Raw genomic sequence first — 22,568 nt, forward strand, 5'->3', positions numbered from 1 at the left:
AATATATGTTCAAACATAGTGCAAAAGTTATATTATCAACGAGCAATACTATAACTCCTTCAAGAATCTGTCAAGCATTTTATTTTCCGGCTTGCGAATATCCTTTTTCTTGCTGGAATAGAAAGTACATGTATGCCTGTGGAAAAATGGACTTCCCATAACTGCTGCGGGTTGAAAGCGGTATCAATCTTTCAAGCTTCTAATATTGAAACCGGAAATTATCAATATCTAAATAGTTTTACCCGTTCTATTTGAAATGATTCACAAGTAATCTTGTAGAGGCATCTCATGCATACCGGGGAGCACCATATATTCAATTCTAGTAATTAAAATCGAATACTGCAATCTTTTTGTACTTTAAATACAATTTTTTATAACGTCATTCCATTTTAACTTTTCGGAATTTTCATGTACATAGGAGGTCATCATTATATGAATAACAGAGCGTATCTTTCCTTGGCCATCCCGCTTACGATTTCGACGATGAGTACGCCCTTGCTCGGTGCGGTCGATACGGCTGTGGTTGGAAAGTTGAGTGATCCAGCTTATATTGGCGGGGTGGCTGTCGGAACCATAATTTTTAATACGATGTATTGGCTTTTTGGTTTTCTACGGGTCAGTACATCTGCCTTCGCTGCACAAGCGGAGGGGGCACGGGATGAAAATCAAAGCCTGATGGCCTTGATTCGGCCTTTTTTCATTGCAGCGATCATCGGCCTGCTTTTTATCGTGATTCAAAAACCCATTTTGAATATCTCGTTAGGCGCAATCGGTCCGGAATCGGACGTTTCCGCCTTTGCCGCAGATTATTTCGGCATCCGGATATGGGGTGCGCCTTTTGCATTATTGAACTATGTCATCTTAGGCTGGTTAATCGGGAAATCCAGGATAAAAACATCTTTGTTCATTCAAGTTTTCATGAACGTGATCAATATTGTCTTATGCCTCGTTTTTGTAAATGGCTTTTCATGGTCTGTATCAGGGGTTGCTGCCGCTTCATTGATATCAGAGATTTCCGCTTTTTTGCTGGGCTTGTGGGTGATCAGGAAAGCGGTTAACGTACCGGATTCGTTTTCATTCCGGGAGGGGTTCGATCGGGGTTCCCTGAAAAAAATGATGGTGGTCAACAGGGATTTATTCATCAGGACCATTTGCCTGATCGCGGTTTTCAATCTTTTTACGGCCAAGGGAGCCACTTTCGGGACAGAGACACTGGCGGCCAATGCCGTACTCATTCAAATCCATTACCTGATGGCCTATTGTTTTGATGGCTTCGCGAACGCGTCGAGTCTTCTGGTCGGGAAGGCGATTGGTTCGAGAGATATAAACCTTTATAAAAAAACACTCTCACTATCGGCGCGGTGGGGCTTGTATGCTTCGGTCATACTTGCCGCATCTTACTATCTGTTCAGTGATAAGGTCATTCTCCTTTTCACGGACATTCCCGGCGTCATCGAACTGGCCCATGAATATGGACTTTGGATAGTCCTATTCCCATTCAGTGCCTTTATCGGCCTCATTTTTTATGGGGTGTTTACCGGTGCGACAGAAGCCGTTCCAGTAAGGAACTCAATGCTCCTTGCATTATTGGCTTTTCTACTTGTCCAATTCACAGCGGTCAGCAATCATGGCAATCATGGATTATGGCTTGCATTCCTGGCTTTCAGTTTAGGACGGTCCGTTTTTTTAGCTCTATACATCCCAAGGTTGAACCGAAAAGTAACAAAGCTTATGGATGCCGATAGTCTAATGAAATCATCTTCTTTTTAATAAAAGCTCTTTTCGTAAAGATTGTTGTTTTTAAAACAAAACGATTTAAGGTTGATTGGAGCGGAAGTGCGAGGCTCACCGCCCGCCCCCGCGGAAAGCGAGCGATGGAGGGGAAATCAACCACACCGCATTACTTGGTGAATAGCAACAAAGTATGCGAAAACAGCCTTAATAAAAGAGGGTGTTTTTTTTGAAAATGCAGGGAATTTTATCGGTAGTTTGATGTTGGCGATAATACGGGAATACGAAGAATAGGTAGCAACGCTTGGCGAATCAGGTAGTAAAAGTGATAAAATGAAAAATATATATAAAAGAGGAGTTGTCGTATTTTGAGTGAATTGAATTGGCGAGAAGAAGTTGAAAAACGGAAAATGGACTTATTACTGGATACACAAAACTTATTGAAAATAAAAAGTGTACTGGATGAAGAACATCCGACAGAGGAGGCCCCATTCGGTAAAGGGGTGAAGGAAGCGCTTGATTTCATGCTTCAATTGGGCGAAAAAGACGGTTTTACTGTTAAAAATGTCGATAATGTCGCCGGCCATATCGAAATGGGTGAAGGCGAGGAGTTAATCGGGATATTATGCCATGTCGACGTGGTACCTGAGGGAGATGGCTGGAGTTCGGATCCGTTCGGCGCTGAAATCCGCAATGGCCGCATATATGCTCGCGGGGCAATCGATGATAAAGGGCCGACGATGGCTGCTTATCATGCGATGAAGCTGGTCCGGGAACTGGGAGAACCTTTGAACAAACGTGTGAGGATGATCATTGGAACCGATGAAGAATCGAACTGGCGCTGCGTTGACCGTTACTTTGAAGTGGAGGAAATGCCCTCGATCGGCTTCGCACCAGATGCTGACTTCCCGATCATCAGTGCGGAAAAAGGAATCTGGGATTTCTCGGTTATACACCCTGCCGATGCAGGAAATGGCACGAATTCTGAAGTGAATGTTATGGAATTTTCTTCAGGTCGAAGGACGAATATGGTACCGGATTTTGCTACAGCCATTGTGGAAGCGGCCAACCCTGCTGAATTGGCGGCAAACTATCAGGATTATTTGCAAAAATACTCATTGGGGGGCCAGGCCGTTCCTCAGAAAAATCAAGTGCTGCTTGAAATGAATGGTGTCTCGGCACACGCGATGGAACCGAAAAATGGAAAGAATGCAGGTCTGCATTTAGCTGTATTTTTAGCTGATCTTACTCTTGATCCGCATGCGAAAGCCTACTTCACTTTCATAAAGGACCGTTTGTTTGAAGATTCCCGCGGAAATAATTTAGGTGTGGCTTATTCGGATGAGCAAACAGGAGAATTGACGGTCAATGCCGGCGTTTTCAATTATTCCAAACAAGGCGATAGCTCGATTGGTTTCAGCATGCGTTATCCTGTGACGTTCGAGTGGGAACAGCAAAAGGAGGCATTGGAAGAAAGACTTGCGGCATATAATTTGAAAGTGAAGACCAATTCGCATTCAACTCCACATTATGTGGACAGTGATAGCTTCTTGATTAAGACGTTGCAGGAAGTTTATGAAGCGGAGACAGGTGATGAAGCTGAACTTCTTTCGATTGGCGGCGGCACATACGCGCGTTCATTGAAAGAAGGCGTTGCATTTGGCCCGCTTTTCCCTGGCAGCGAAGACATTGCGCATCAGAAAGATGAATATATTGATATTGAAGATATGCTTAAGGCTACGTCCATTTATGCACGTGCCATTCAAGAATTGGCTAAATAAGAGGCAAAGAGGGAGTAAGACATGGGGAAAATCATTTTTAACGGCGACCTTAAAAGCAGGTCCGAAGTAAAGCTAGATATTGAAGACAGGGGATATCAATTCGGAGATGGCGTCTATGAAGTCATCCGGGTTTATAATGGCGAATTATTTGCGGGGGATATGCATCTGAACCGGCTGATGGACAGTGCGAAGTTGATACAGATGAAGGTTCCCTTCACTGCAGCGGAAATCAAAGTCCGCATGGAAGAGCTGATTGCTGAAGATCAACTGAGGGACGGTATCGTCTATATGCAGCTGACAAGGGGCGTATCTCCGCGTACACACTCATTTCCGACTGTTGAGGTGGAACCGGTCTTTGTTGCCTATACCAAGGAAATGCCTTATACAGGGAAAATCAAGCCAGGGGTCAAGGCTGTTACCACCGACGATATTCGCTGGATGCGCTGTAATATCAAGAGTTTAAATCTACTGGGTAATATAATGGCTAAACAGCAAGCGGTAGAAGCCGGTTGTGATGAAGCCATCCAGCATCGTGATGGTACGGTGACGGAGGGAAGTTCGTCAAATGTCTCAATCGTGGTGGATGGACTGCTTAAAACGCATCCGGCCACAAACTTGATCCTGAATGGAATTACCCGTCAGGTGATGCTGAAACTTTGCGCTGATCATGGGATTCCATATGTCGAGGAAGCCTTCACCGTCGAGGACATGATGGGAGCCGACGAAGTCCTTTATACAAGCACAAGCGTTGAAGTGACACCAATTATTAATATCGATGGCCAATCGATTGCAGCCGGGGAACCCGGTCCGATAACCAAAAGACTGCAGAAACTGTTTTCCGGGGAAATCGAGAAGCAATGCGGTTCCGTTAAATAAATAAAAACCCCTTTGCCACTAGTGGCAAGGGGGTTTTTACTCTATGTAGCCGGAAGCAGATGGCCATCACCGAATCTCCGTTTACGTTAATTAAATCTTTATGCAATCCTCCCTTTTGACATTTTCAGAAACCAGGAATATACTTGCTAATAACCTAAAAAGTTTACCTGTCGCAACAATTTGAGTTGCGTGTAAAAAGGAGTTGACATAGATATGTCCGATGTGTTGCATCAATCTTCTTCGAGAGGAATAAAAAATCTGCTTCCTTATCTAGGGCCTGCCTTTATAGCGGCTGTGGCCTATATTGATCCAGGGAATTATGCGACCAATATTACAGCCGGATCAAAATATGGCTATACGTTATTATGGGTGATCTTCGCATCCAATTTAATGGCTGTGCTAATCCAATCACTATCAGCTAAATTGGGAATAGCCACTGGAAAGAACCTTCCAGAGCTATGCAGGGAAAAGTTTTCGAAAAAAACATCTTTCTTATTATGGATTCAGGCCGAAGCCGTTATAATGGCAACCGACCTAGCGGAATTCATAGGAGCTGCACTAGGGATTTATTTGCTATTTGACTTACCGCTTATCACATCTGCAATAATTGCAGCAATTGGTTCCTTTGCCATTCTGGAATTCCAGCGCAGAGGCTATCGAACTTTCGAAGCTCTGATCACGGTCATGATATTTGTCGTTGTGATAGCATTTGGCGCTCAAGTATTTTATGCAAAACCTGACACTTCTGCCGTTGTTTTAGGACTCTTCACTCCAAAGTTCGAGGGAGTGGATAGTATTTTGCTATCGGCCGGTATGCTTGGAGCCACCGTTATGCCACATGCGATCTACCTTCATTCTTCTTTGACTCAAAGAAGAATAGTCGGAAAAAACGATTTGGAAAGAAAAAGGATTTATCGTTTTGAGCTAATTGACATTGTCATCGCCATGTTGATTGCAGGCGCGATCAATGCCGCTATGGTCATAGTTTCAGCTGCCCTATTCCATAAGAATGGAATACTTGTAGAGGACTTGGATGTTGCTTATCAACAATTCGGTGCGATACTTGGACCATCAGTCGCGATGCTCTTTGGAATAGGATTATTATTTGCCGGTTTATCCAGCTCATCCGTTGGGGTAATGACAGGTGATGTAGTCATGCAAGGATTCATTAAAAGGCATATACCGATTTATTTAAGAAGGGTCATTACCACCGTTCCGCCCCTGCTCATAATTTTATGGGGAGTGAACCCATCCAAAGCACTTGTGATGAGCCAAATTGTACTTTCGTTTGGCATCGCGTTTGCCTTAGTGCCATTGATCATGTTTACAAGCAATGAAAAAATCATGGGCCGCCTGGTCAACCATAAAATCACCTCGAGCGTCGCTTGGCTTATAGCTGTACTAATCATTGGACTGAACTTGTTCCTGCTTTACGAAACACTGTTCAGCTAAAAGAAGAAATGACAGGGAAGGACCAATTTTTTGGTCCTTTTTTGTTTTTTTTCTGTATTTTTCGTTTTATGCGACCTTTCGTTCATAGTATGTTAGATTGGGGATTTTCCTGATGGAGGGAATATTCAATAGGATGCCCAGGAAAAGGTATATGAATGGGAATTATGGTAAAATTAAAGGGAAAACAGGAAGGAATGTATGTGACCATGAATACTCATTTTTTCTTTGCTTTAGTATTGCCTGATGATATTAAGGCTTATTTAAATGCTGTTACGGAACAACTTAAGCAAGACTTTCCATTTAAGAAATGGCTGCATCCAGCCGATTATCATATTACGATGGCATTTTTGGGCAATGCTCCTGATACATTGAAAAAGGATGCTTTGAGGCGTGTGGAAAACGAGCTTGCCAACGAGGCCTCATTCGGCATGGAACTCGGCGATATCGGCGGTTTTGGCAAGAGTGAGAGCCCAAGGATTCTATGGGCAGGCGTCATGCAGCAAGAACGGCTTTTTGCCATTCAAAGGAAAGTCTATAATTCTTGTATCGAAGCGGGTTTTGAACTTGATAAAAAGCCGTTTAAGCCTCATATTACGCTGGCAAGAAAATTCGAGGGGGATAGTCCCTTTTCGTTGGAGAGCGTTCGCCAGATAGCGAATTTGGAGGATAAGCATTTTGAAGCAGTTCAGGTTGCATTATATCAAACACATCTTGGAGCTTCCCCTTCATATGAAAAGATTTTCACGATAAACCTTCAAAAATAGAGAGAAATGGGTGGTGGTCGAATGGCACAGCTCATAAAGATGCAGGATTATATTTCCCGGTATGAGCAGGATATTTATCATTATCCAACACAATTTGCACGGTTGAAAAAACAGCAATGGGATAAATTGAAGGCTGCTTATAATGCGGGCGAGCTGGATCGGTTGTATAGCGAGCATACTGAAAGTGAAACACAGGTCAAATTCGATCCGCCTCAGGAAGAGTCAAAGGGCATGATTAAAAAGGTGAAAGGCATATTCCACCGGACAGGTAAACAGGAGGCAGAGGCAGAAGAACTGCTAATACCGAACCAGATTGAAGATCCTAATGTTTTTTCATTAAGGTTTCCGTTCCGACCGGCTAGCCTGGATGAATTAAAGCAAAATTTTTTAAATCAATTGCTCCGTTTTCAAATGAAATGGGGGAGTTCGACGCTTCGTGAAAAGTCATTTGTGGACCAATCATTCTTTTTGGATGAAAGGCTCCGCTTTTTTCTGCAGCGTTTTCCGGATACGTTTCTTGTATTATATAAACCTATCTTTCTATTGAAAAATGCGCCTGTTGAAGTCGAAGTCATTTTATTGACCCCTGTTGATGCTTGGTGCATCACTTTTCTGGAAGCGGAAGAAGACGCTGCTTTCATCGGCTCGAGTGAACGGTTCTGGGTCCGAAGGCATCATAAGCATCCAGATAAAAAAGTGCTTAACCCATTGTTGGGTGCAAATCGGATGACGAACATCGTCTCCCAGTTATTTGAGCTATATGAAGTGAACATGCCGATTAAAAAGGTGGTTTTATCCCGGAATGGATATGTCGATTATCCCGAAGCACCCTATGATATTACGTTGTTGGATAAACGGACCTTCCCGGAATGGTTTGAAAGGATGCGGGCTATATCGTCCCCTCTTAAGGCACAGCAGTTAAAAGGGGCACAGGCATTGCTTGAATATTGCCAAACTACATCCAGCCTGCGACCTGAATGGGAAGCCGATTATAGCCAAACAGAAGGAAATGAGCATGCCGCGCCTTAATGAAACGGTATATTTCATTGTCAATCCAGTGGCTGGAAATGAAGAGAGTTTGAAGATTTGGAATACAGCCGAGGGAATATTGAAATCAAAAGCTGTTCCCCATGAGGTGTTCTTTACACGTGAAAAGGGGCATGCGCTAAGATTGACGAAGGAAATTCTATCAGGGACGAATCAGGATACTCGGGTGATTGCTGTCGGGGGGGATGGCACGATTAATGAAATGATAAATGGCGCCATTGATTTCCCTCACGCTATCATCGGCTCCATTGCGGCTGGATCCGGCAATGATTATGTAAGGGGCATTCAAAAAACGGAGAGTGTGGAAGAAGCTCTTTCTTTATTTCAGGGTAATGCCTTCCGTGCCATTGATATTGGGCGGTTCGAGACGAATGGCAAGGCGGGTTATTTCGTGAACAGCCTGGGAATGGGCATTGATGCAGAAATTTCCGATGAAGCAGATCGTTCCGCTCTTAAAAAATGGTTTAATTTTGTCAGGGCGGGTAAATTAATTTATCTGTTCATTTTTATAAAAAAGATATTTACTTATAAGCCCAGCTGCATGGAATTGATCATTGATGGGGACCGGCATCTTTTGAAAAAGGTTTGGTTCATTGTTATTGCGAACCAGCCCTACTTTGGCGGTGGGATGAAAATTTCACCGATGTCGAAGCTGGATGATGACAGGTTGAACGTGATTGCGGTCCATGATATTACTTTGTTGAAATTATTGACCGTCTTCATCACCGTTTTTTGGGGCGGTCACCTAAACATGAAAAATGTTGATTCTTTTTCCGGTAAAATAATAAAAATGAAGAATCAAGGGTCAGTAAAAATCCAGTCTGATGGGGAAATTGTTGGTACGCATGAAGTAGCTGCAGTGGTTCTGAAAGAGAAAATCCGCGTCATGTTCAAGGATGATAACCCATACAAAAATATGAAATGATTTATTTGTTTTTGTTTTATGCGTATAATCGTTTTATAGTACTTGACGAAGAAACCGTTTTTCAACTAAAATTTAATTTATGGCTATTGTTTAATTGCTCAATAGCTATTTTTTTATTTCTCTAAAATGAGGATGTTTTTAATTGCGGGTATCATCCCGATGCAAGTATATATGCAGCTTCGCCAACAGGCGGATTTTTTATAAAACATGGACTCAAAGTAGTGGTAATACATACACTAGGTGAACGTACCCACATTTGTATGATTAAGCGAGGAAATCGAAGGTGAACCAGTTGGAACATTTATTAGGTCAGGAGTGGGATATATCCCCTGCCGGAGGAGCTACGGGGGAAGCCTTTATTGCCGAGAAAGAGGGGCAGAAGCTCTTCCTTAAACGAAATTCATCGCCATTTTTAGCTGTTCTTTCGGCTGAGGGCATTGTTCCAAAGTTAATGTGGACAAAACGCCTGGAAAATGGGGATGTAATTACGGCCCAGCATTGGATGGAAGGCAGGGAGCTATCTCAGCAGGAAATGAACAATATAAGAGTCGCAAAGCTGCTTCAAAAAATTCATCAATCCGATCCTTTGTTAAGCATGCTCAAAAGGCTTGGGAAATCCCCTTTACGACCTGAAAGTATACTTACAGACATAGAAACCGGGTTATCTTCGGATGTTACGGATATTCCGATTATCAAGCAGGCCATCCATTTTTTACAGAATAATCTCCTGTTGATTGAATGCGACGAAAAAGTCGTCTGTCATTGTGATGTGAACCATAATAATTGGCTCATGACCGAAACCGACGGATTGTTCCTGATTGATTGGGATGGAGCGGTCATTGGCGATCCGGCCATTGACCTCGGCATACTCCTGTATTCTTATGTCCCAAGGGAAGAATGGAATCAATGGCTTGCCCGTTATGGCAAGAAGCTTGACGCAGGCCTGGAGATGAGGATGAAATGGCACACGGTTTCACAACTTGTGCTTTCCATCCAATGGCATCATCGAAGAAAGCGTTACGAGGAAAGAAATGAATTACTGCAAAAGCTGGAAGCATTATTGATGGGTGGCTGATCAGAATTGATCGATATCATCCACCCACTGGGACAGGTCGTTCTGGTGGGTTGAAATATGTGCATCTAAATCGGCGGTACCGATGCCTGTTTGACTGTATTTGTAAATCTCCGTCAGTATCGGTTTCACATTGCTGTCAATTTCCATATTGATCATTAGGGATTTGACGAGCCTTTCAACCTGTTCACATTCAGAAACGGATCCGCAGCAGTCTGTTTGATGGTTGGTCAATATATCTTTTAATAGTGACATTTGATGTTCATGGGAAAGCGGCATATAATACCTCTCCTTTCTTAAATATGGTTCAAGGGATTTCCAGGTGGTTCTCGCCTGCCCTTCACTTATTTATGGTGTGTTTTGCTGAAAGTTTTATACATGAAAACTACAGAGACTGTCGCCTGGATGGCCGGCAGTTTTTTTTATTTGTTCAGTGTGTGTTTCCTGAAAAAATCAACTTGCAGGAATCCATGCACTCGTGTTATGGTTTGAACGATTATATTATAAATAGGGGTGTCATCATGCGTTTAAGAAATAAACCTTGGGCTGAAGACCGTTTGAATGATTTTCCACAATATGTAATTCATCAGCCAGTGAGCCATAAAGGTAAATGGCATGAAGTTTTCGGTAACGATAATCCGTTATATATTGAGGTGGGTACGGGAAAAGGCCGTTTCATCACAGAAATGGCAAAAGCCCATCCTGATGTGAATTTCATTGGAATTGAAGTATATGGAAGCGTCATTGTAGCTGCTTTGGATTTGCTGATTGAAGCGGATGTTCCAAATTTAAAGCTGTTGAATGTTGACGCAGCAAACTTAGGGGACTATTTTGCAAAAGGAGACGTGGACCGCGTCTACTTGAATTTCTCTGATCCATGGCCGAAATCACGTCATGCAAAACGTCGGTTAACATATAAGACCTTCCTTGAAGTATATGAAGGCATCCTTCCAGACAAAGGCGAGATCCACTTCAAGACGGATAACCAAGGGTTATTCGAATCTTCCTTGAAAAGTATTTCCGAGTACGGCATGCTTTTGAAATATGTAAGCCTTGATCTTCACAATAGCAGTTTTGAAGGCAACATCATGACTGAATATGAAGAAAAGTTCTCGAGTAAAGGCAACCGGATATACAGATTGGAAGCAATGTTCCAATAATCATCATCAGAAACCAACCAGGTGCACAGCATCTGGTTTTTTTTTGTTCATGCGGTGTATTCCGTTCAGGAGGATGACTTGATTGTTATCGATTTCAATATATGGAGGTGGGTGTTAAAATAAAGGGAGAGGAGGGGTAAAATGGAAACGATGCAAATAGGGGAAATTAAATTAACATGGTTGAATGGCGGTGTGACTCACTTGGATGGCGGTGCGATGTTTGGTGTTGTACCGAAACCGCTTTGGGCCAAGAAGTATCCTGTTAACGAAAATAACCAAATCGAGTTACGCACGGATCCGATTTTGGTGCAGGCCAATGGATTGAACATGCTTATAGATTCCGGTATCGGCAATGGAAAGCTGAATGACAAGCAGAAGCGGAATTTTGGGGTGACGGAGGAATCCAATCTTGTCGAAGATCTTGGCAGACTTGGGATTCAGCCAAATGATATCGATTACATTTTAATGACCCATCTACATTTCGACCATGCCTGCGGTTTGACGAAACGTGAAGGTGAAACTTGGGTGCCTGTTTTCGAGCGGGCAGAAATCATTACGACCCAAACTGAATGGGTGGAAATGAAAAACCCGAATATTCGTTCAAAAAGTACATATTGGGCAGAAAACTGGGAGGCTGTCGCTTCTCTTGTACGTCCTTTTGAAGGTGAGCAGGAAATTACGGACGGCATTAAAATGATCCATACCGGTGGGCATAGTGATGGTCATGCGATCATCATCATTGAGGATGGTGGGGATAGACTGATTCACATGGCAGATATCATGCCGACGCACGCGCATGCGAATGTCCTCTGGGTCCTCGCTTATGACGATTATCCCATGACTTCCATTGAAGCAAAGGAAAAGTGGATGAAATCCGGACTGGAAAATGGGTCCTGGTATAGCTTTTACCATGATGCCCAGTACTGTGCCATCAAATGGGATGTAACGGGTAAGGAAATAATAGCCGAATTGAAAAGGAAGCGATAAGGGGGAAAGCAAAAGGAGGACGTCATTTTGACGGCCCTCCTGTTGTTGTTTCAATCATTTTGCGCATTAAGCTCCAATATCGTTCCTGTTGAGGCATCTGCAACAAATTCGAATTGCTCGCGTTTACCCTCTGTGTTTCTGGTGATCCCGCCTTTGTACACTTCATAATCCAAATCATTTTTTGTATAGCTCTCCGGCTTCATCAAAATCCACGAGCCATATATATTTCCATCCTTTTTGACCGTTTCCTTCACTTGGGCCAAGACTTTATCGGGAGAAGGTTTACTTGATTGATCCAATAGCTGTTTTGTCGCATAGCCAGCAGCAAACCCGGCTGCAGTACCTAATAAAAACGTTTTCCAATTCATTGATTTCTCCTCCATTGCATTTATTAAAATCGCTTCTTCCAGTATACAGAAGAACGCTTTATTTGACTAATAATTTGAAATTTTACCCATTAACTGATAAATTAGAACTTTCTAGTGTATCACGATGCTAAGTTCTGTAAAATAGTAAGAAACAATACATAAGTTAGGGGTAGAAAAATGAATCATGAGACTTTGGAGCTTTTTAAAACATTGACGGAATTACCGGGAGCCTCGGGAAATGAACATGCAGTTCGGAGTTTCATGAAGAGGGAGCTGGAAAAGTATTCGGATGAAATCGTCCAGGATCGCCTTGGCGGAATATTTGGCGTAAAAAGAGGCGATGAGGATGGGCCGACTGTACTAGTTGCCGGACACATGGATGAAGTGGGATTCATGGTCACCTCCGTAACAGAAAACGGGATGATCCGCTTTCAGACTTTGGGAGGCTGGTGGAGTCAAGTGCTATTGGCCCAAAGAGTCGAGATCATAACCGATAACGGTCCGGTCATTGGTGTCATCGGTTCGATTCCGCCCCATTTGCTTGATGAATCGCAACGCTCAAAACCAATGGATATCAAAAATATGCTGATTGATATCGGTGCGGATGATAAGGAAGATGCGAAGAGAATCGGTATAAAGCCAGGGCAGCAGATTGTACCGATTTGTCCATTCACTCCCATGGCCAATGAGAAGAAAATCCTCGCAAAAGCGTGGGATAATCGTTACGGCTGCGGACTTGCGATAGAATTGTTAAAGGATTTAAAAGGTGAAACGTTACCGAATATCTTATATTCCGGGGCAACCGTCCAGGAGGAAGTTGGATTAAGGGGTGCGCAAACTGCAGCACATATGATCAAACCGGATCTTTTCTTCGCTTTGGATGCAAGTCCGGCGAATGATATGTCCGGCAGTAAGAATGAATTTGGCCAGCTAGGAAAAGGGGCACTGCTCCGCATTTTCGATCGTTCGATGGTCACTCATCGCGGCATGAGGGAATTCATCCTTGATACGGCCGAGTCGAATGAGATTCCATATCAATATTTCGTATCCCAAGGCGGCACGGATGCAGGGCAAGTCCATATTGCAAACGAAGGCATTCCAAGCGGGGTGATTGGCATTTGTTCCCGCTATATTCATACACATGCATCCATGATTCATATTGATGATTATGCCGCTGCACGTGAACTGATTGGGAAATTGGTTCGTTCCTGTGATAAAACGACATTCGAGACCTTGATTAATAACGGTTGATGGTGGAAGCTGAAATGGAAAGGGATGCTGTCATGTATCCTTTTCCATCAGCTTTTTTTACATAGAAGGAAGGTAATTATATTGAAAATAGCAGTAGGCAGTAAGAATCCGGCGAAAGTAAGTGCCGTGCTTGGTGTATATGAAGATGCAGAAATCATTTCGCTTCAAGTGGAGAGCGGGGTCCCGGAACAGCCTTTTTCAGACGAGGAAACGATGGAGGGGGCAATGACACGTGCCCGGAACTGCTTGATTCACAGTGATGCCGAAATGGGCATCGGGCTTGAAGGCGGTGTCGTGAAAATGGGACAGGCCCTGTTTTTGTGTAATTGGGGTGCAATGGCAACAAGGGACGGTGAGGTCTTTGTAGCTGCCGGAGCGAGAATCCCAATTCCGGGAATTGTTGCTGAGAAGCTGCTGGACGGTGAAGAGCTGGGCCCGGTGATGGACGCCTTCACAAGGCAAGAGAATATTAGCAAAAAGGAAGGAGCGATCGGCGTATTTACAAATGAGCGAATCACCAGGGGGGACATGTTCCTTCATATCATGAGGATGCTTGCCGGTCAACACGAGTATAAGCTGAAAAAGAAAAAACAGGATTTTTGAATCCCAGTCATGGAAAAGCGGGTTTCGAATGATGGAAACGAATACTGCCAAAACAGAGCAGGAACGGACAGGATTTTATTGAGCGGCCTTGCTAGTATAGTAACAAGGGGGGAACGAAATGGGGTGGGTTGAATCAATCCAAAAGGCCATCGAATATATCGAGGAGCACTTATTGGAGGACCTGACGATCGAGAGCATTTCCAGGCAGGCGAATGCCTCAGCTTTTCATTTTCAACGGACTTTCACCATCTTAACGGATATAACCATTGGTGACTATATCCGTCGTCGAAGACTGACCTTAGCGGCCCAGGAGATTTCATCAACAAATGGCAAGGTCATTGATTTAGCCTACAAGTATGGCTATGACACCCCCGAGGCATTCTCGAAAGCTTTTCGAAGGCAGCATGGGGTATCTCCAAGCGAAGCCCGAAAGTATATGGGGAAACTGAAATTCTATGAACGCCTGGTGATACAGGTGATTCTGAAAGGGGCAAAACCGATGAAATACAATATCCTTGAAAGGGATTCCTTTCAATTGATTGGAATCAAGCAGGAGTTTTCTTTGGTTAATGAAGAGAATTTAATCGGGATTCCAAAGTTGTGGGAGAAAGTGAATGCGGATGGAACAGGTGATAGGTTAGCTAAGCTGAACAATGGCCAAATAGATGGCTTGATTGGTGTATGTGTCGATAAGCGGACTGTGGAAAAAAATGAAACGATGGATTATTGGATAGGAGCAGAGTATGCCGGGAAAGTGCCTGAAGAGTTTTCAACCCTTACGATACCGGCTTCCAAGTGGGTTGCATTCGAAGTTCACGGACCTATGCCTGATGCCATCCAACAAGCTTGGAAACGAATTTTTTCCGAATGGTTCCCTACCAGCGGTTATGAACATGCCGGAACTCCAGAATTGGAAGTATACGCGAATGACGACGCTTCAAACCCTGACTATTACTCTGAAATTTGGATTCCCATAAAAAAGGGATAAGTTAAAAAATTCTTTTCGCTTGCAGGGGAGGCCCTGCAAGCTTTTTTCATTTCTTTATAATGATCAAACATTCATACTTGAGCTGAGCAGTTAAGGGGCAGGGAGTTTTTACAGCCCTTCTTCAAAAATATAAGAAAGCACTTTCATCGCTTGATTAACGGATTCTACCGTGACACTCGCCTTTTCCGATAATTCCTTTAAGGCATGATGATGGGATTCCGGACGAATCAAAATAAGCGGTTTACCCAGGGAAATGGCGGTGCTTGCGTCCATGGCGGTATTCCACTGTTTATATTTCTCGCCAAATAGAGCGACAACAAGATCAGCTTTTTTCATCAAAAGAGCTGTCCGCAAATTATTGATTTGGGAAGCTGCCGCATCCTTCAGGATGGGATTCGGCTGTTCCCCGAGGATATCTTCACCGATATTATCGGAGCGATCATGATTTTCCATCGGGCCTACAAATTCTAAAGGGAGCTTCAGTGCAGCGGCCTTCTCTCTCAGCTCACTTCTCCAATTCGAATGGATCTCCCCAGCAAGATACACGGTTAACTTCATTGTTTTCCTCCTCGGTATTAAAATTGCTTTCATTGTACCATGTTTTTTAGAAAATGGATGAATCCCATAAATAAGGATAATATTATCCATAAGGTAGTAAAAGAGACGGCTGGAGGAATGACGATGGCTTTATCGAATAAGAATATTCTTGTTTTCCTGTTGATAAGCAGTTTGATCGCGGGCTGCTCAGGTATTGAGAGACAAACCGAAAAGGCAATGAAGGCTGCTGAAGTGGCTTTTCGTGACGATGAAAAACAGCCCAATCAAGAGGCGGGGCTAATTCAGGTTTATCTGCCAAAGGATTTTAAAGTAGTGGAAGAACATGATAATAATTTGATTTTACAAAAAGATGATAAGATTTATATATTATTTGTCAATCCAAATGAAAAAGAAGACAGCTCCGTGTTATATTTGGCGATAAAAGAACAAGATGATCAAAATGTAATGCTGCATTCTTTCCAAACCGATGATAAATTCGGCTTTATTTCGGTCAAAGAGATACCGAAAGAAAAGTATGAGCTTGCAGTGGGGATCGGCGGGGTGAAGCTGACAACCGAAACGGATAAAGACCAATTAAAAACCGATGCAAAACAGATGATGGAAATCGTTTCATCCGTGCCCCAGAAATAAGCTTTATCACGGCCGTTCAACCGATCCGTATTAATGGTTGATTTCTGGAGAGTCTGGTATGATGGGATTATAAAAACTATGGTGTCATTTAGAGCAGGAGGAATATTCAAATGGAAAATTTACAAACCGTTGAGCAATATGATGCATTGAAAAATGAAGGCAAACATATCTTTCTTTTTTCAGCGACATGGTGCGGGGATTGCCGTGTAATCGAACCGATCATGCCGGAGATTGAAACGAAATTTCCTGACTTTACATTCATTCATGTGGACCGTGATGAATTCATCGATGTGTGTGCGGCGAATGATGTATTCGGCATACCAAGTTTCATCGCGTATGATAATGGTGTAGAGCTAGGCAGATTCGTGAGCAAGGATCGCAAAACGCAAGAACAAATTGAGGAATTCATTCAATCACTATAATTAATTTCCCCTTCTCGCTGGGGATTTTTCAATGAAGAGGAGGGTCAGTCATGAAAATGGACAGCACGAAGCTGAAAAATATCCTGAAAGAACGTTTAAAAGATGAAAATCGCACATTCAAATTCGATAGCAAGCAAGATACGTTACGGGTGGAAAATGTGAAGACCGGGAAGGGGATCACCATCGAGTTGCCTCCTGTACTTGCTAACTATGAAAACGTACAGGAAAAGGCCATCGATGAAATTATCTATTACGTGGAAGAGGCCCTGAATGTGATGGGGGGAGAACACAGCATGGAAGGCAAGGAGAAATTCATTTTCCCAGTCATCCGCTCGACCTCCTTTCCAATGGAATCGGAAGCAGGAAATCCATTTTTATTCGATGAGCATACGGCTGAAACCCGGATTTTTTATGCCCTTGATTTAGGGAAAACCTACCGTCTTATAGATGAAAAGATGATTCAACGGGAAAATTGGCAGGGTGACAGGATCCGTGAAATTGCCCTTTTCAATGCCCGTTCCCTCTCCACTGAAATGAAGTCGGATATCGTTGCAGGTAATGCATTTTATTTTTTGAACACGAATGATGGGTATGATGCCAGCAGGATCCTGAATGAATCATGGCTTCGGGAAATGAAGGACAAGGTCGAGGGAACCATGGCTGTTGCCATTCCCCATCAGGATGTCATCATCATTGCCGATGTGAAGAATGATACGGGCTATGATATTCTTGCTCAAATGGCGATGAGCTTCTTTGCCAGCGGGCATGTTCCGATAACGGCTCTATCATTTCTTTACGAAGAAAATGAGTTGGAGCCCATCTTCATTATGGGTAAAAACAAAAAGCGTGAACAATGATATATTAAACTTTAAAAGGACCGTGTCAGCATCTGACATCGGTCCTTTTAAAGTTTAATAGAGTTTATGACTCTTAGAGTTGATATTTATTTTTTTATCGGTGATAATTAAATTGTAATATTTTGAAAATACAGAATAAAACGATAGAACGAGCGTATGAACGTTGTGGGAGAGTGCAAAGCATTGAGCCGCCGAGGGAGCAAGTTCCGAAAATATCGCTTGGAGCAAATCTCTCAGGTAAATGGAACCGCAGCTGGACGCAACTCTGGACAGCGCGCAGGAAGTGTGCCGCCAACTGGGAAATCTCCACGACCAAAATGGAGTTGAATTCTCAGGTGAAAGGACAGAGAAGGGAGCGGCAGGTTTGCGCAACCCTTCTCTGTCCTTTTTTAATTGGCTTTATGCATACAAAAGGTTTGCAGCGAACACGGAACTTACTAATATGCCAATCAACTTAAAATAATGGGGGAGAATAATCGTGAATGTGAAAAGCAAATTAATGAACATGCTGGAAGCCCGTAAAGAGGAAATGGTTCAAATCCGCCGTCATTTACACGAGAATCCGGAGCTATCCTTCAAAGAAGAGAAAACGGCAAAATATATCATTGATTTTTATAACGGGAAAGATGTATCGATTCAAACGAATGCAGGAAATGGATTAGGGATCATCGTGACGATCGAAGGCGGGAAACCAGGGAAAACGATAGGTCTCCGTGCCGATTTCGATGCACTGCCGATTACAGAAGAAGCGGAGGTTCCGTTCCGTTCAAAAAATGAAGGTGTCATGCATGCCTGCGGACACGATGGGCATACCGCTTATTTATTGGTACTGGCAGACTGCATCATTGAGCTGAAGGATTCCCTATCAGGTACGATCAAAATAATTCATCAACATGCAGAAGAAACACCTCCTGGTGGAGCAAAGAGCATCATGGAATCAGGGGTTTTGGATGAACTGGACGCTGTCTTCGGAATCCATTTATTCCCTTCGCATCCAGCAGGGGTCGTCGGGTATCGCAGCGGCTATTCGATGGCTGGACGGACCTATTTCAAATTAGCCATAAAGGGTGTAGGCGGCCATGGTTCCTCCCCGCATATGGCTAATGATACCATTGTGGCAGGCGCCCATTTCGTGACAGCCGTACAAACCGTAATCAGCCGCCGCTTGAACCCTTTTGATATGGGCGTAGTCACAATCGGCTCCTTCGATGGAAAGGGAAGCTTTAATGTCATTAAAGATCGTATAGAAATTGAAGGGGATGTCCGTTATATGACGGCAGAGACCCAGCAGCTGATCGATAAGGAAATCCACCGGATCGTTAAAGGGATAGAAACGGAATTTGATGTTCAGTGCGAGCTTACATATGTGCCCGATTATCCTCCGTTATATAATGACCCTGAACTGACTGGATTCGTGAAAAATAGCCTGGAAAGCATGAATGACAAAGATATTAAGAATGTTGTGGAATTTCCGGTTTTCTCAGGTTCGGAAGATTTTTCGTATTATGCAGAAAAGATTCCTGGCTGCTTCTTTTACATTGGCTGTAAACCGAAAGGGGTGGAGAAGGCCTATTTCAATCACCATCCTAAATTCGATATTGATGAAGAGGCCCTTTTGATCGCCTCCAAATCAGTGGCGCAGGTTGTATGCAGTTTTTATGAATGGAAATAGTCTTCTTTGATCTTTGTTTGCAAAAAAAAAACGCAGAAACCCACAAAACACCGTTCGGTATTAACGAACGGTGTTTTATGGGTTGCGGCATGTATTTGAATGCCGCCGGCGGTTTCATGAAGGATGTTGCAATGAATTGGCCAGTCTGCTTCCAAGGCTGCATGAAAACTTAATCTCTTTGTAAACGCGATTTAACAGCGGTGTTTTATTTAAATAGTAGACTAGGGGCTAATGTTAATTCGCAATTGATAGGTTTAAACTCATTCCAGAAGGGGTTTAATAGGGTAGGAGTTCTGCGAACTACGTTAAGTTAGCAGGAATGCGATAAAAAATATAGATGCCAATCCCAATTCAGCTTAAATTTTCTCGATATTTTTAAAATAACTGGTAGAATTAGTTACATAACTACAGATGTAGAAAGAGTGATAGTTTTGAAATGGCTAAATAAGATGAAAAAATGGTTCCAAGCAGAGGAAATTATTGAAATCGAAGAAATTATTATAGATGAGCCGCTTGATGAAGAGACATTAAAGAAAATGGATTTTTCAAAGCTTTCGAAGTCAAAGAAAGAAGAAATAAAAGATTATAATCAAAAAGTGGAAAAAATGTCCCAGACGCCAGACCCGGATACGAAAATCCTGTTTCAATATCCAAAAGGACAGTTCAAGTTTCCGCTCATTCCAGACCGGGAGCAGAATAAAAGAAAGCCTAGGGAAAGGAACAGGGAAGAAAATGAACCCAAACAGGGGAAAAATGTGACCAAAGAAACAACGAAAAGGCCTGTAAGGGATAGTGAACCAAAACGGAGAAGCTTCGACAGGGAGGAAACCTCAAAAATAGTCCCGTCAAATACTCCATTCCGCCCAACGGAAATCCCTTCACCCATTTATGGGTTCCGTCGTCCGGAAAAAAAAATAGTCCCACCTGAAGAAATTGTCGAATATGAATTAGAAAGCAAAATGCCCATCCTAAAAAAAGAAAGAGCCGATATCGAGATTCCGGTATCGATCCCTGAAATTCCAAAAGAAGTGTCACATGAGGAAATGACGATAGAGCCATCCGTTCTTATACCGGAAAATGCGGAAGAAAAAAGGGAAGATTCGGAGATACCCGCTTTCTTTCGCAGGAATTCCATAGAGTCACTGCCCGAAGAAGCAGTAAGCGAGCCTGACATAATTGAGCCTGCGGTGGAAAAAGAGGCTATTGAACAGGACCAGGTCGATTTTGGACGCGAAGTCGCTGTATCCATCATCGAACAGGCCGACGACACACCGCCTGAAGCTATATCGGTTCCGGAGGAGGTTGCTGCACAATCAAATCAACCATCCGTCAGTCAAGGGACACTGCCTGAAGATTCATCAGAGGCAACACCTGAGGGGCAGCCAAAACGTCCGAAAAAACATATCCCATTCAATGTGATGATGCTTAAGCAAGACCGGAAAAAAAACAGCTTCATGGATAAGATGATGCCGGAAAAAAAAAGCCTTAATTCGGAAAGGGCAGTAGCTTCACCTGATAAGCTACCAATGAATGATGCTGCTGAAATGGAGGCAGGACAAGCGAAACCATCCGCCATTCCTGAACGGAAACAGGAGGAGGGCAGAGTTATGCCGAAAGAGGGGACTCCGATCATTAAACCAACCTTTTTGGACACGAAGGCTGGTTCGGAAACCGTCGCCGAGCCTGAAAATACAGTTGAATCCAATATGGGTTCCGGTTCGGTCTCTAGGCCGCTCTTGGAGCAGGAATCCCTTTCTGGAAATGGGTATCAAGAAGCAGTTTATACAGAGGCGGCAGCAGAAAGTGGCCAGGGCGATACCCCGGCAGTTTATGGCTCCGTGGAAGCGGAGGATAATCCATATTATGTGTTTCCGAATATCGAATTGCTGACACCTCCCACTTATGCTGTGCATGATGATGAGTGGCTCGAGGAACAGACTTTATTACTTGATGAGACATTGAAAAATTTCAATGTCCGTGCAAAGGTCGTCAATGTCACTCAAGGACCGGCAGTAACTCGTTTCGAGGTGCATCCGGAACCGGGAGTGAAGGTGAATAAGGTGACGAACCTGATGGATGACATTAAATTAAGCCTTGCTGCTCAGGATATGCGGATGGAAGCGCCCATTCCCGGTAAACATACAATAGGCATCGAGATTCCGAACAGGAAAAGCAAACCGGTATTTTTGCGTGAGGTTTTGGAAAGTACTGAGTTTCAAGAGCATGAATCACCGCTTGCTGTCGCTTTAGGACTCGATATATCAGGTCAGCCGATCATCACGGATTTGAGAAAGATGCCGCATGGATTGATAGCCGGGCAAACGGGATCGGGGAAAAGTGTCTGTATCAACACGATGCTGGTCAGCTTGCTGTATAAAGCGACGCCGCAGGAGTTGAAATTACTCTTGATTGATCCGAAAATGGTCGAGCTCGCCCCTTATAACCGGATCCCGCATTTGGTCAGTCCAGTCATAACCGATGTAAAAGCCGCTACGGCTGCGTTGAAATGGGCTGTAGAAGAGATGGAACGGCGTTATGAATTGTTTGTACATGCTGGTGTGCGTGATATCACCCGCTTTAATGACCAAGCGGAAAAAGCCGGTCAATATTCAAGCAAGCTGCCTTATATCCTGGTGATCATCGATGAGCTTGCGGATCTAATGATGATGTCCCCGGCTGATGTAGAGGAAGCGATTTGCCGGATTGCGCAAAAGGCCCGTGCCTGCGGCATTCATTTGATTGTAGCCACTCAAAGACCTTCAGTCGATGTCATAACGGGATTGATCAAGGCAAATATCCCGACAAGGATCGCTTTTTCAGTTTCTTCACAAGTCGACTCCCGTACAATCATCGATAGCGGCGGTGCAGAAAAATTATTGGGAAGAGGAGATATGTTATTCGCCGAAAACGGCTCATCGAAAACGGTGCGCCTGCAAGGGACTTTTGTGAGTGATGAAGAAATCGATCAAGTCGTCAACCATGTAAAACTTGAACAGCAGCCGAAGTACCTGTTTGAACAGGAAGACTTGCTGAACAGGGCCGAGGTCACGGAAGAAGCGGATGAACTGTTTTTCGAGGCATGTGAATTTGTCGTGAGCCAGCAGGCTGCATCTGCATCGAGTGTCCAAAGGCGCTTCCGTGTCGGCTATAACCGTGCAGCGCGTCTAATAGAAATGATGGAGCAACGGGGTGTCGTTTCCGAATCCAGGGGCTCAAGGCCCAGGGATGTATTGATTACGGAAGAAGAACTGGAATTTTTACATGTTAATTAAGAGAACCTAATAAAAGGAAATTGAATATAATGTGAAAGGGTGAAAACCCTTTTTTATCACCTAAATTGAGGGAAAAACCAATGATTTGATAAATTGGCATCTGCCTGACATGGATGAATGAATAAAAAAGTGATATAATAGTTTTTTGTTGA

At 43.5% G+C, this 22,568-nt stretch carries 21 protein-coding genes and 1 riboswitch; of the genes, 18 read left to right on the forward strand and 3 right to left on the reverse strand.

Features of this window, described 5'->3' with window-relative positions:
- Positions 1-432: 432 nt before the first annotated feature.
- From ACFRAK_RS03540 to ACFRAK_RS03575, 8 genes are all read left to right on the forward strand, one after another.
- Positions 433-1,770 carry an MATE family efflux transporter gene (locus ACFRAK_RS03540; protein ID WP_394571319.1) on the forward strand — a complete coding sequence of 446 codons (1,338 nt, stop codon included), beginning with the start codon at positions 433-435 and terminating at the stop codon, positions 1,768-1,770.
- A gap of 329 nt (positions 1,771-2,099) precedes the next feature.
- The gene (pepV, locus tag ACFRAK_RS03545) at positions 2,100-3,512 is read left to right on the forward strand and encodes a dipeptidase PepV (RefSeq protein WP_394571320.1); all 1,413 of its coding nucleotides are present in this window, start codon (positions 2,100-2,102) and stop codon (positions 3,510-3,512) included.
- 21 nt (positions 3,513-3,533) lie between these two features.
- Positions 3,534-4,388, forward strand: a complete 855-nt coding sequence (gene dat, locus ACFRAK_RS03550; RefSeq protein ID WP_394571321.1) for a D-amino-acid transaminase — start codon at positions 3,534-3,536, stop codon at positions 4,386-4,388.
- A gap of 213 nt (positions 4,389-4,601) precedes the next feature.
- Positions 4,602-5,840 carry an Nramp family divalent metal transporter gene (locus ACFRAK_RS03555; RefSeq protein WP_192206101.1) on the forward strand — a complete coding sequence of 413 codons (1,239 nt, stop codon included), beginning with the start codon at positions 4,602-4,604 and terminating at the stop codon, positions 5,838-5,840.
- 155 nt (positions 5,841-5,995) lie between these two features.
- Positions 5,996-6,604, forward strand: a complete 609-nt coding sequence (gene thpR / locus ACFRAK_RS03560; protein ID WP_394571322.1) for an RNA 2',3'-cyclic phosphodiesterase — start codon at positions 5,996-5,998, stop codon at positions 6,602-6,604.
- A gap of 21 nt (positions 6,605-6,625) precedes the next feature.
- Positions 6,626-7,633, forward strand: a complete 1,008-nt coding sequence (locus ACFRAK_RS03565; RefSeq protein ID WP_387602288.1) for an NERD domain-containing protein — start codon at positions 6,626-6,628, stop codon at positions 7,631-7,633.
- Positions 7,545-8,576, forward strand: a complete 1,032-nt coding sequence (locus ACFRAK_RS03570) for a diacylglycerol/lipid kinase family protein (RefSeq protein WP_394571323.1) — start codon at positions 7,545-7,547, stop codon at positions 8,574-8,576. The genes ACFRAK_RS03565 and ACFRAK_RS03570 overlap by 89 nt, the downstream gene beginning before the upstream one ends.
- A gap of 292 nt (positions 8,577-8,868) precedes the next feature.
- Positions 8,869-9,651, forward strand: a complete 783-nt coding sequence (locus ACFRAK_RS03575; RefSeq protein ID WP_387602626.1) for a phosphotransferase — start codon at positions 8,869-8,871, stop codon at positions 9,649-9,651.
- On the opposite strand, the gene ACFRAK_RS03580 is transcribed toward ACFRAK_RS03575, so the two are convergent.
- Entirely contained in the window at positions 9,652-9,927 is a 276-nt protein-coding gene (locus ACFRAK_RS03580) for a YtzH-like family protein (protein ID WP_387602296.1), read from the reverse strand.
- A 242-nt stretch (positions 9,928-10,169) separates the two neighbouring features.
- Between ACFRAK_RS03580 and trmB the strand changes: the two genes are divergently transcribed.
- Together trmB and ACFRAK_RS03590 are read left to right on the forward strand one after the other, a co-directional pair.
- The gene (trmB, locus tag ACFRAK_RS03585) at positions 10,170-10,808 is read left to right on the forward strand and encodes a tRNA (guanosine(46)-N7)-methyltransferase TrmB (RefSeq protein ID WP_192206097.1); all 639 of its coding nucleotides are present in this window, start codon (positions 10,170-10,172) and stop codon (positions 10,806-10,808) included.
- 141 nt (positions 10,809-10,949) lie between these two features.
- Positions 10,950-11,795: a YtnP family quorum-quenching lactonase gene (locus tag ACFRAK_RS03590; protein WP_098369919.1), complete on the forward strand. Its 846-nt coding sequence runs from the start codon at positions 10,950-10,952 to the stop codon at positions 11,793-11,795.
- A gap of 50 nt (positions 11,796-11,845) precedes the next feature.
- Here the strand turns inward: ACFRAK_RS03590 and ACFRAK_RS03595 are convergent, their stop codons facing one another.
- Positions 11,846-12,163 (reverse strand): hypothetical protein, encoded by a 318-nt coding sequence (locus tag ACFRAK_RS03595; protein WP_387602300.1) that lies wholly within the window; start codon positions 12,161-12,163, stop codon positions 11,846-11,848.
- Between the two features lie 177 nt (positions 12,164-12,340).
- On the opposite strand from ACFRAK_RS03595, the gene ACFRAK_RS03600 reads away from it, so the two are divergent.
- The 3 genes from ACFRAK_RS03600 (at position 12,341) to ACFRAK_RS03610 (ending at position 15,005) form a co-directional block, all read left to right on the forward strand.
- Positions 12,341-13,414: a M42 family metallopeptidase gene (locus ACFRAK_RS03600; RefSeq protein ID WP_387602302.1), complete on the forward strand. Its 1,074-nt coding sequence runs from the start codon at positions 12,341-12,343 to the stop codon at positions 13,412-13,414.
- Between the two features lie 81 nt (positions 13,415-13,495).
- Entirely contained in the window at positions 13,496-14,017 is a 522-nt protein-coding gene (locus ACFRAK_RS03605; RefSeq protein ID WP_387602305.1) for a DUF84 family protein, read from the forward strand.
- Between the two features lie 118 nt (positions 14,018-14,135).
- A complete protein-coding gene (locus ACFRAK_RS03610; protein WP_387602307.1) occupies positions 14,136-15,005 on the forward strand; it encodes a GyrI-like domain-containing protein in 870 nt (289 codons plus the stop codon).
- Positions 15,006-15,113: 108 nt separating this feature from the next.
- On the opposite strand, the gene ACFRAK_RS03615 is transcribed toward ACFRAK_RS03610, so the two are convergent.
- A complete protein-coding gene (locus tag ACFRAK_RS03615) occupies positions 15,114-15,563 on the reverse strand; it encodes a YtoQ family protein (RefSeq protein ID WP_387602310.1) in 450 nt (149 codons plus the stop codon).
- Between the two features lie 123 nt (positions 15,564-15,686).
- Between ACFRAK_RS03615 and ACFRAK_RS03620 the strand changes: the two genes are divergently transcribed.
- The 5 genes from ACFRAK_RS03620 (at position 15,687) to ACFRAK_RS03640 (ending at position 22,416) form a co-directional block, all read left to right on the forward strand.
- On the forward strand, positions 15,687-16,193 hold the full coding sequence (locus ACFRAK_RS03620) for a hypothetical protein (protein WP_342614295.1): 507 nt from the start codon (positions 15,687-15,689) through the stop codon (positions 16,191-16,193).
- A gap of 110 nt (positions 16,194-16,303) precedes the next feature.
- A complete protein-coding gene (locus ACFRAK_RS03625; RefSeq protein ID WP_260285461.1) occupies positions 16,304-16,615 on the forward strand; it encodes a thioredoxin family protein in 312 nt (103 codons plus the stop codon).
- 50 nt (positions 16,616-16,665) lie between these two features.
- The gene (locus ACFRAK_RS03630; protein ID WP_387602316.1) at positions 16,666-17,472 is read left to right on the forward strand and encodes a DUF1444 domain-containing protein; all 807 of its coding nucleotides are present in this window, start codon (positions 16,666-16,668) and stop codon (positions 17,470-17,472) included.
- A gap of 156 nt (positions 17,473-17,628) precedes the next feature.
- A riboswitch (glycine riboswitch) is annotated at positions 17,629-17,732 on the forward strand.
- A gap of 224 nt (positions 17,733-17,956) precedes the next feature.
- Positions 17,957-19,144, forward strand: a complete 1,188-nt coding sequence (locus tag ACFRAK_RS03635) for an amidohydrolase (RefSeq protein WP_387602628.1) — start codon at positions 17,957-17,959, stop codon at positions 19,142-19,144.
- A gap of 431 nt (positions 19,145-19,575) precedes the next feature.
- A complete protein-coding gene (locus ACFRAK_RS03640) occupies positions 19,576-22,416 on the forward strand; it encodes a DNA translocase FtsK (protein ID WP_483878280.1) in 2,841 nt (946 codons plus the stop codon).
- Positions 22,417-22,568 lie beyond the last annotated feature (152 nt).

Source organism: Peribacillus sp. NPDC056705, assembly GCF_043656335.1.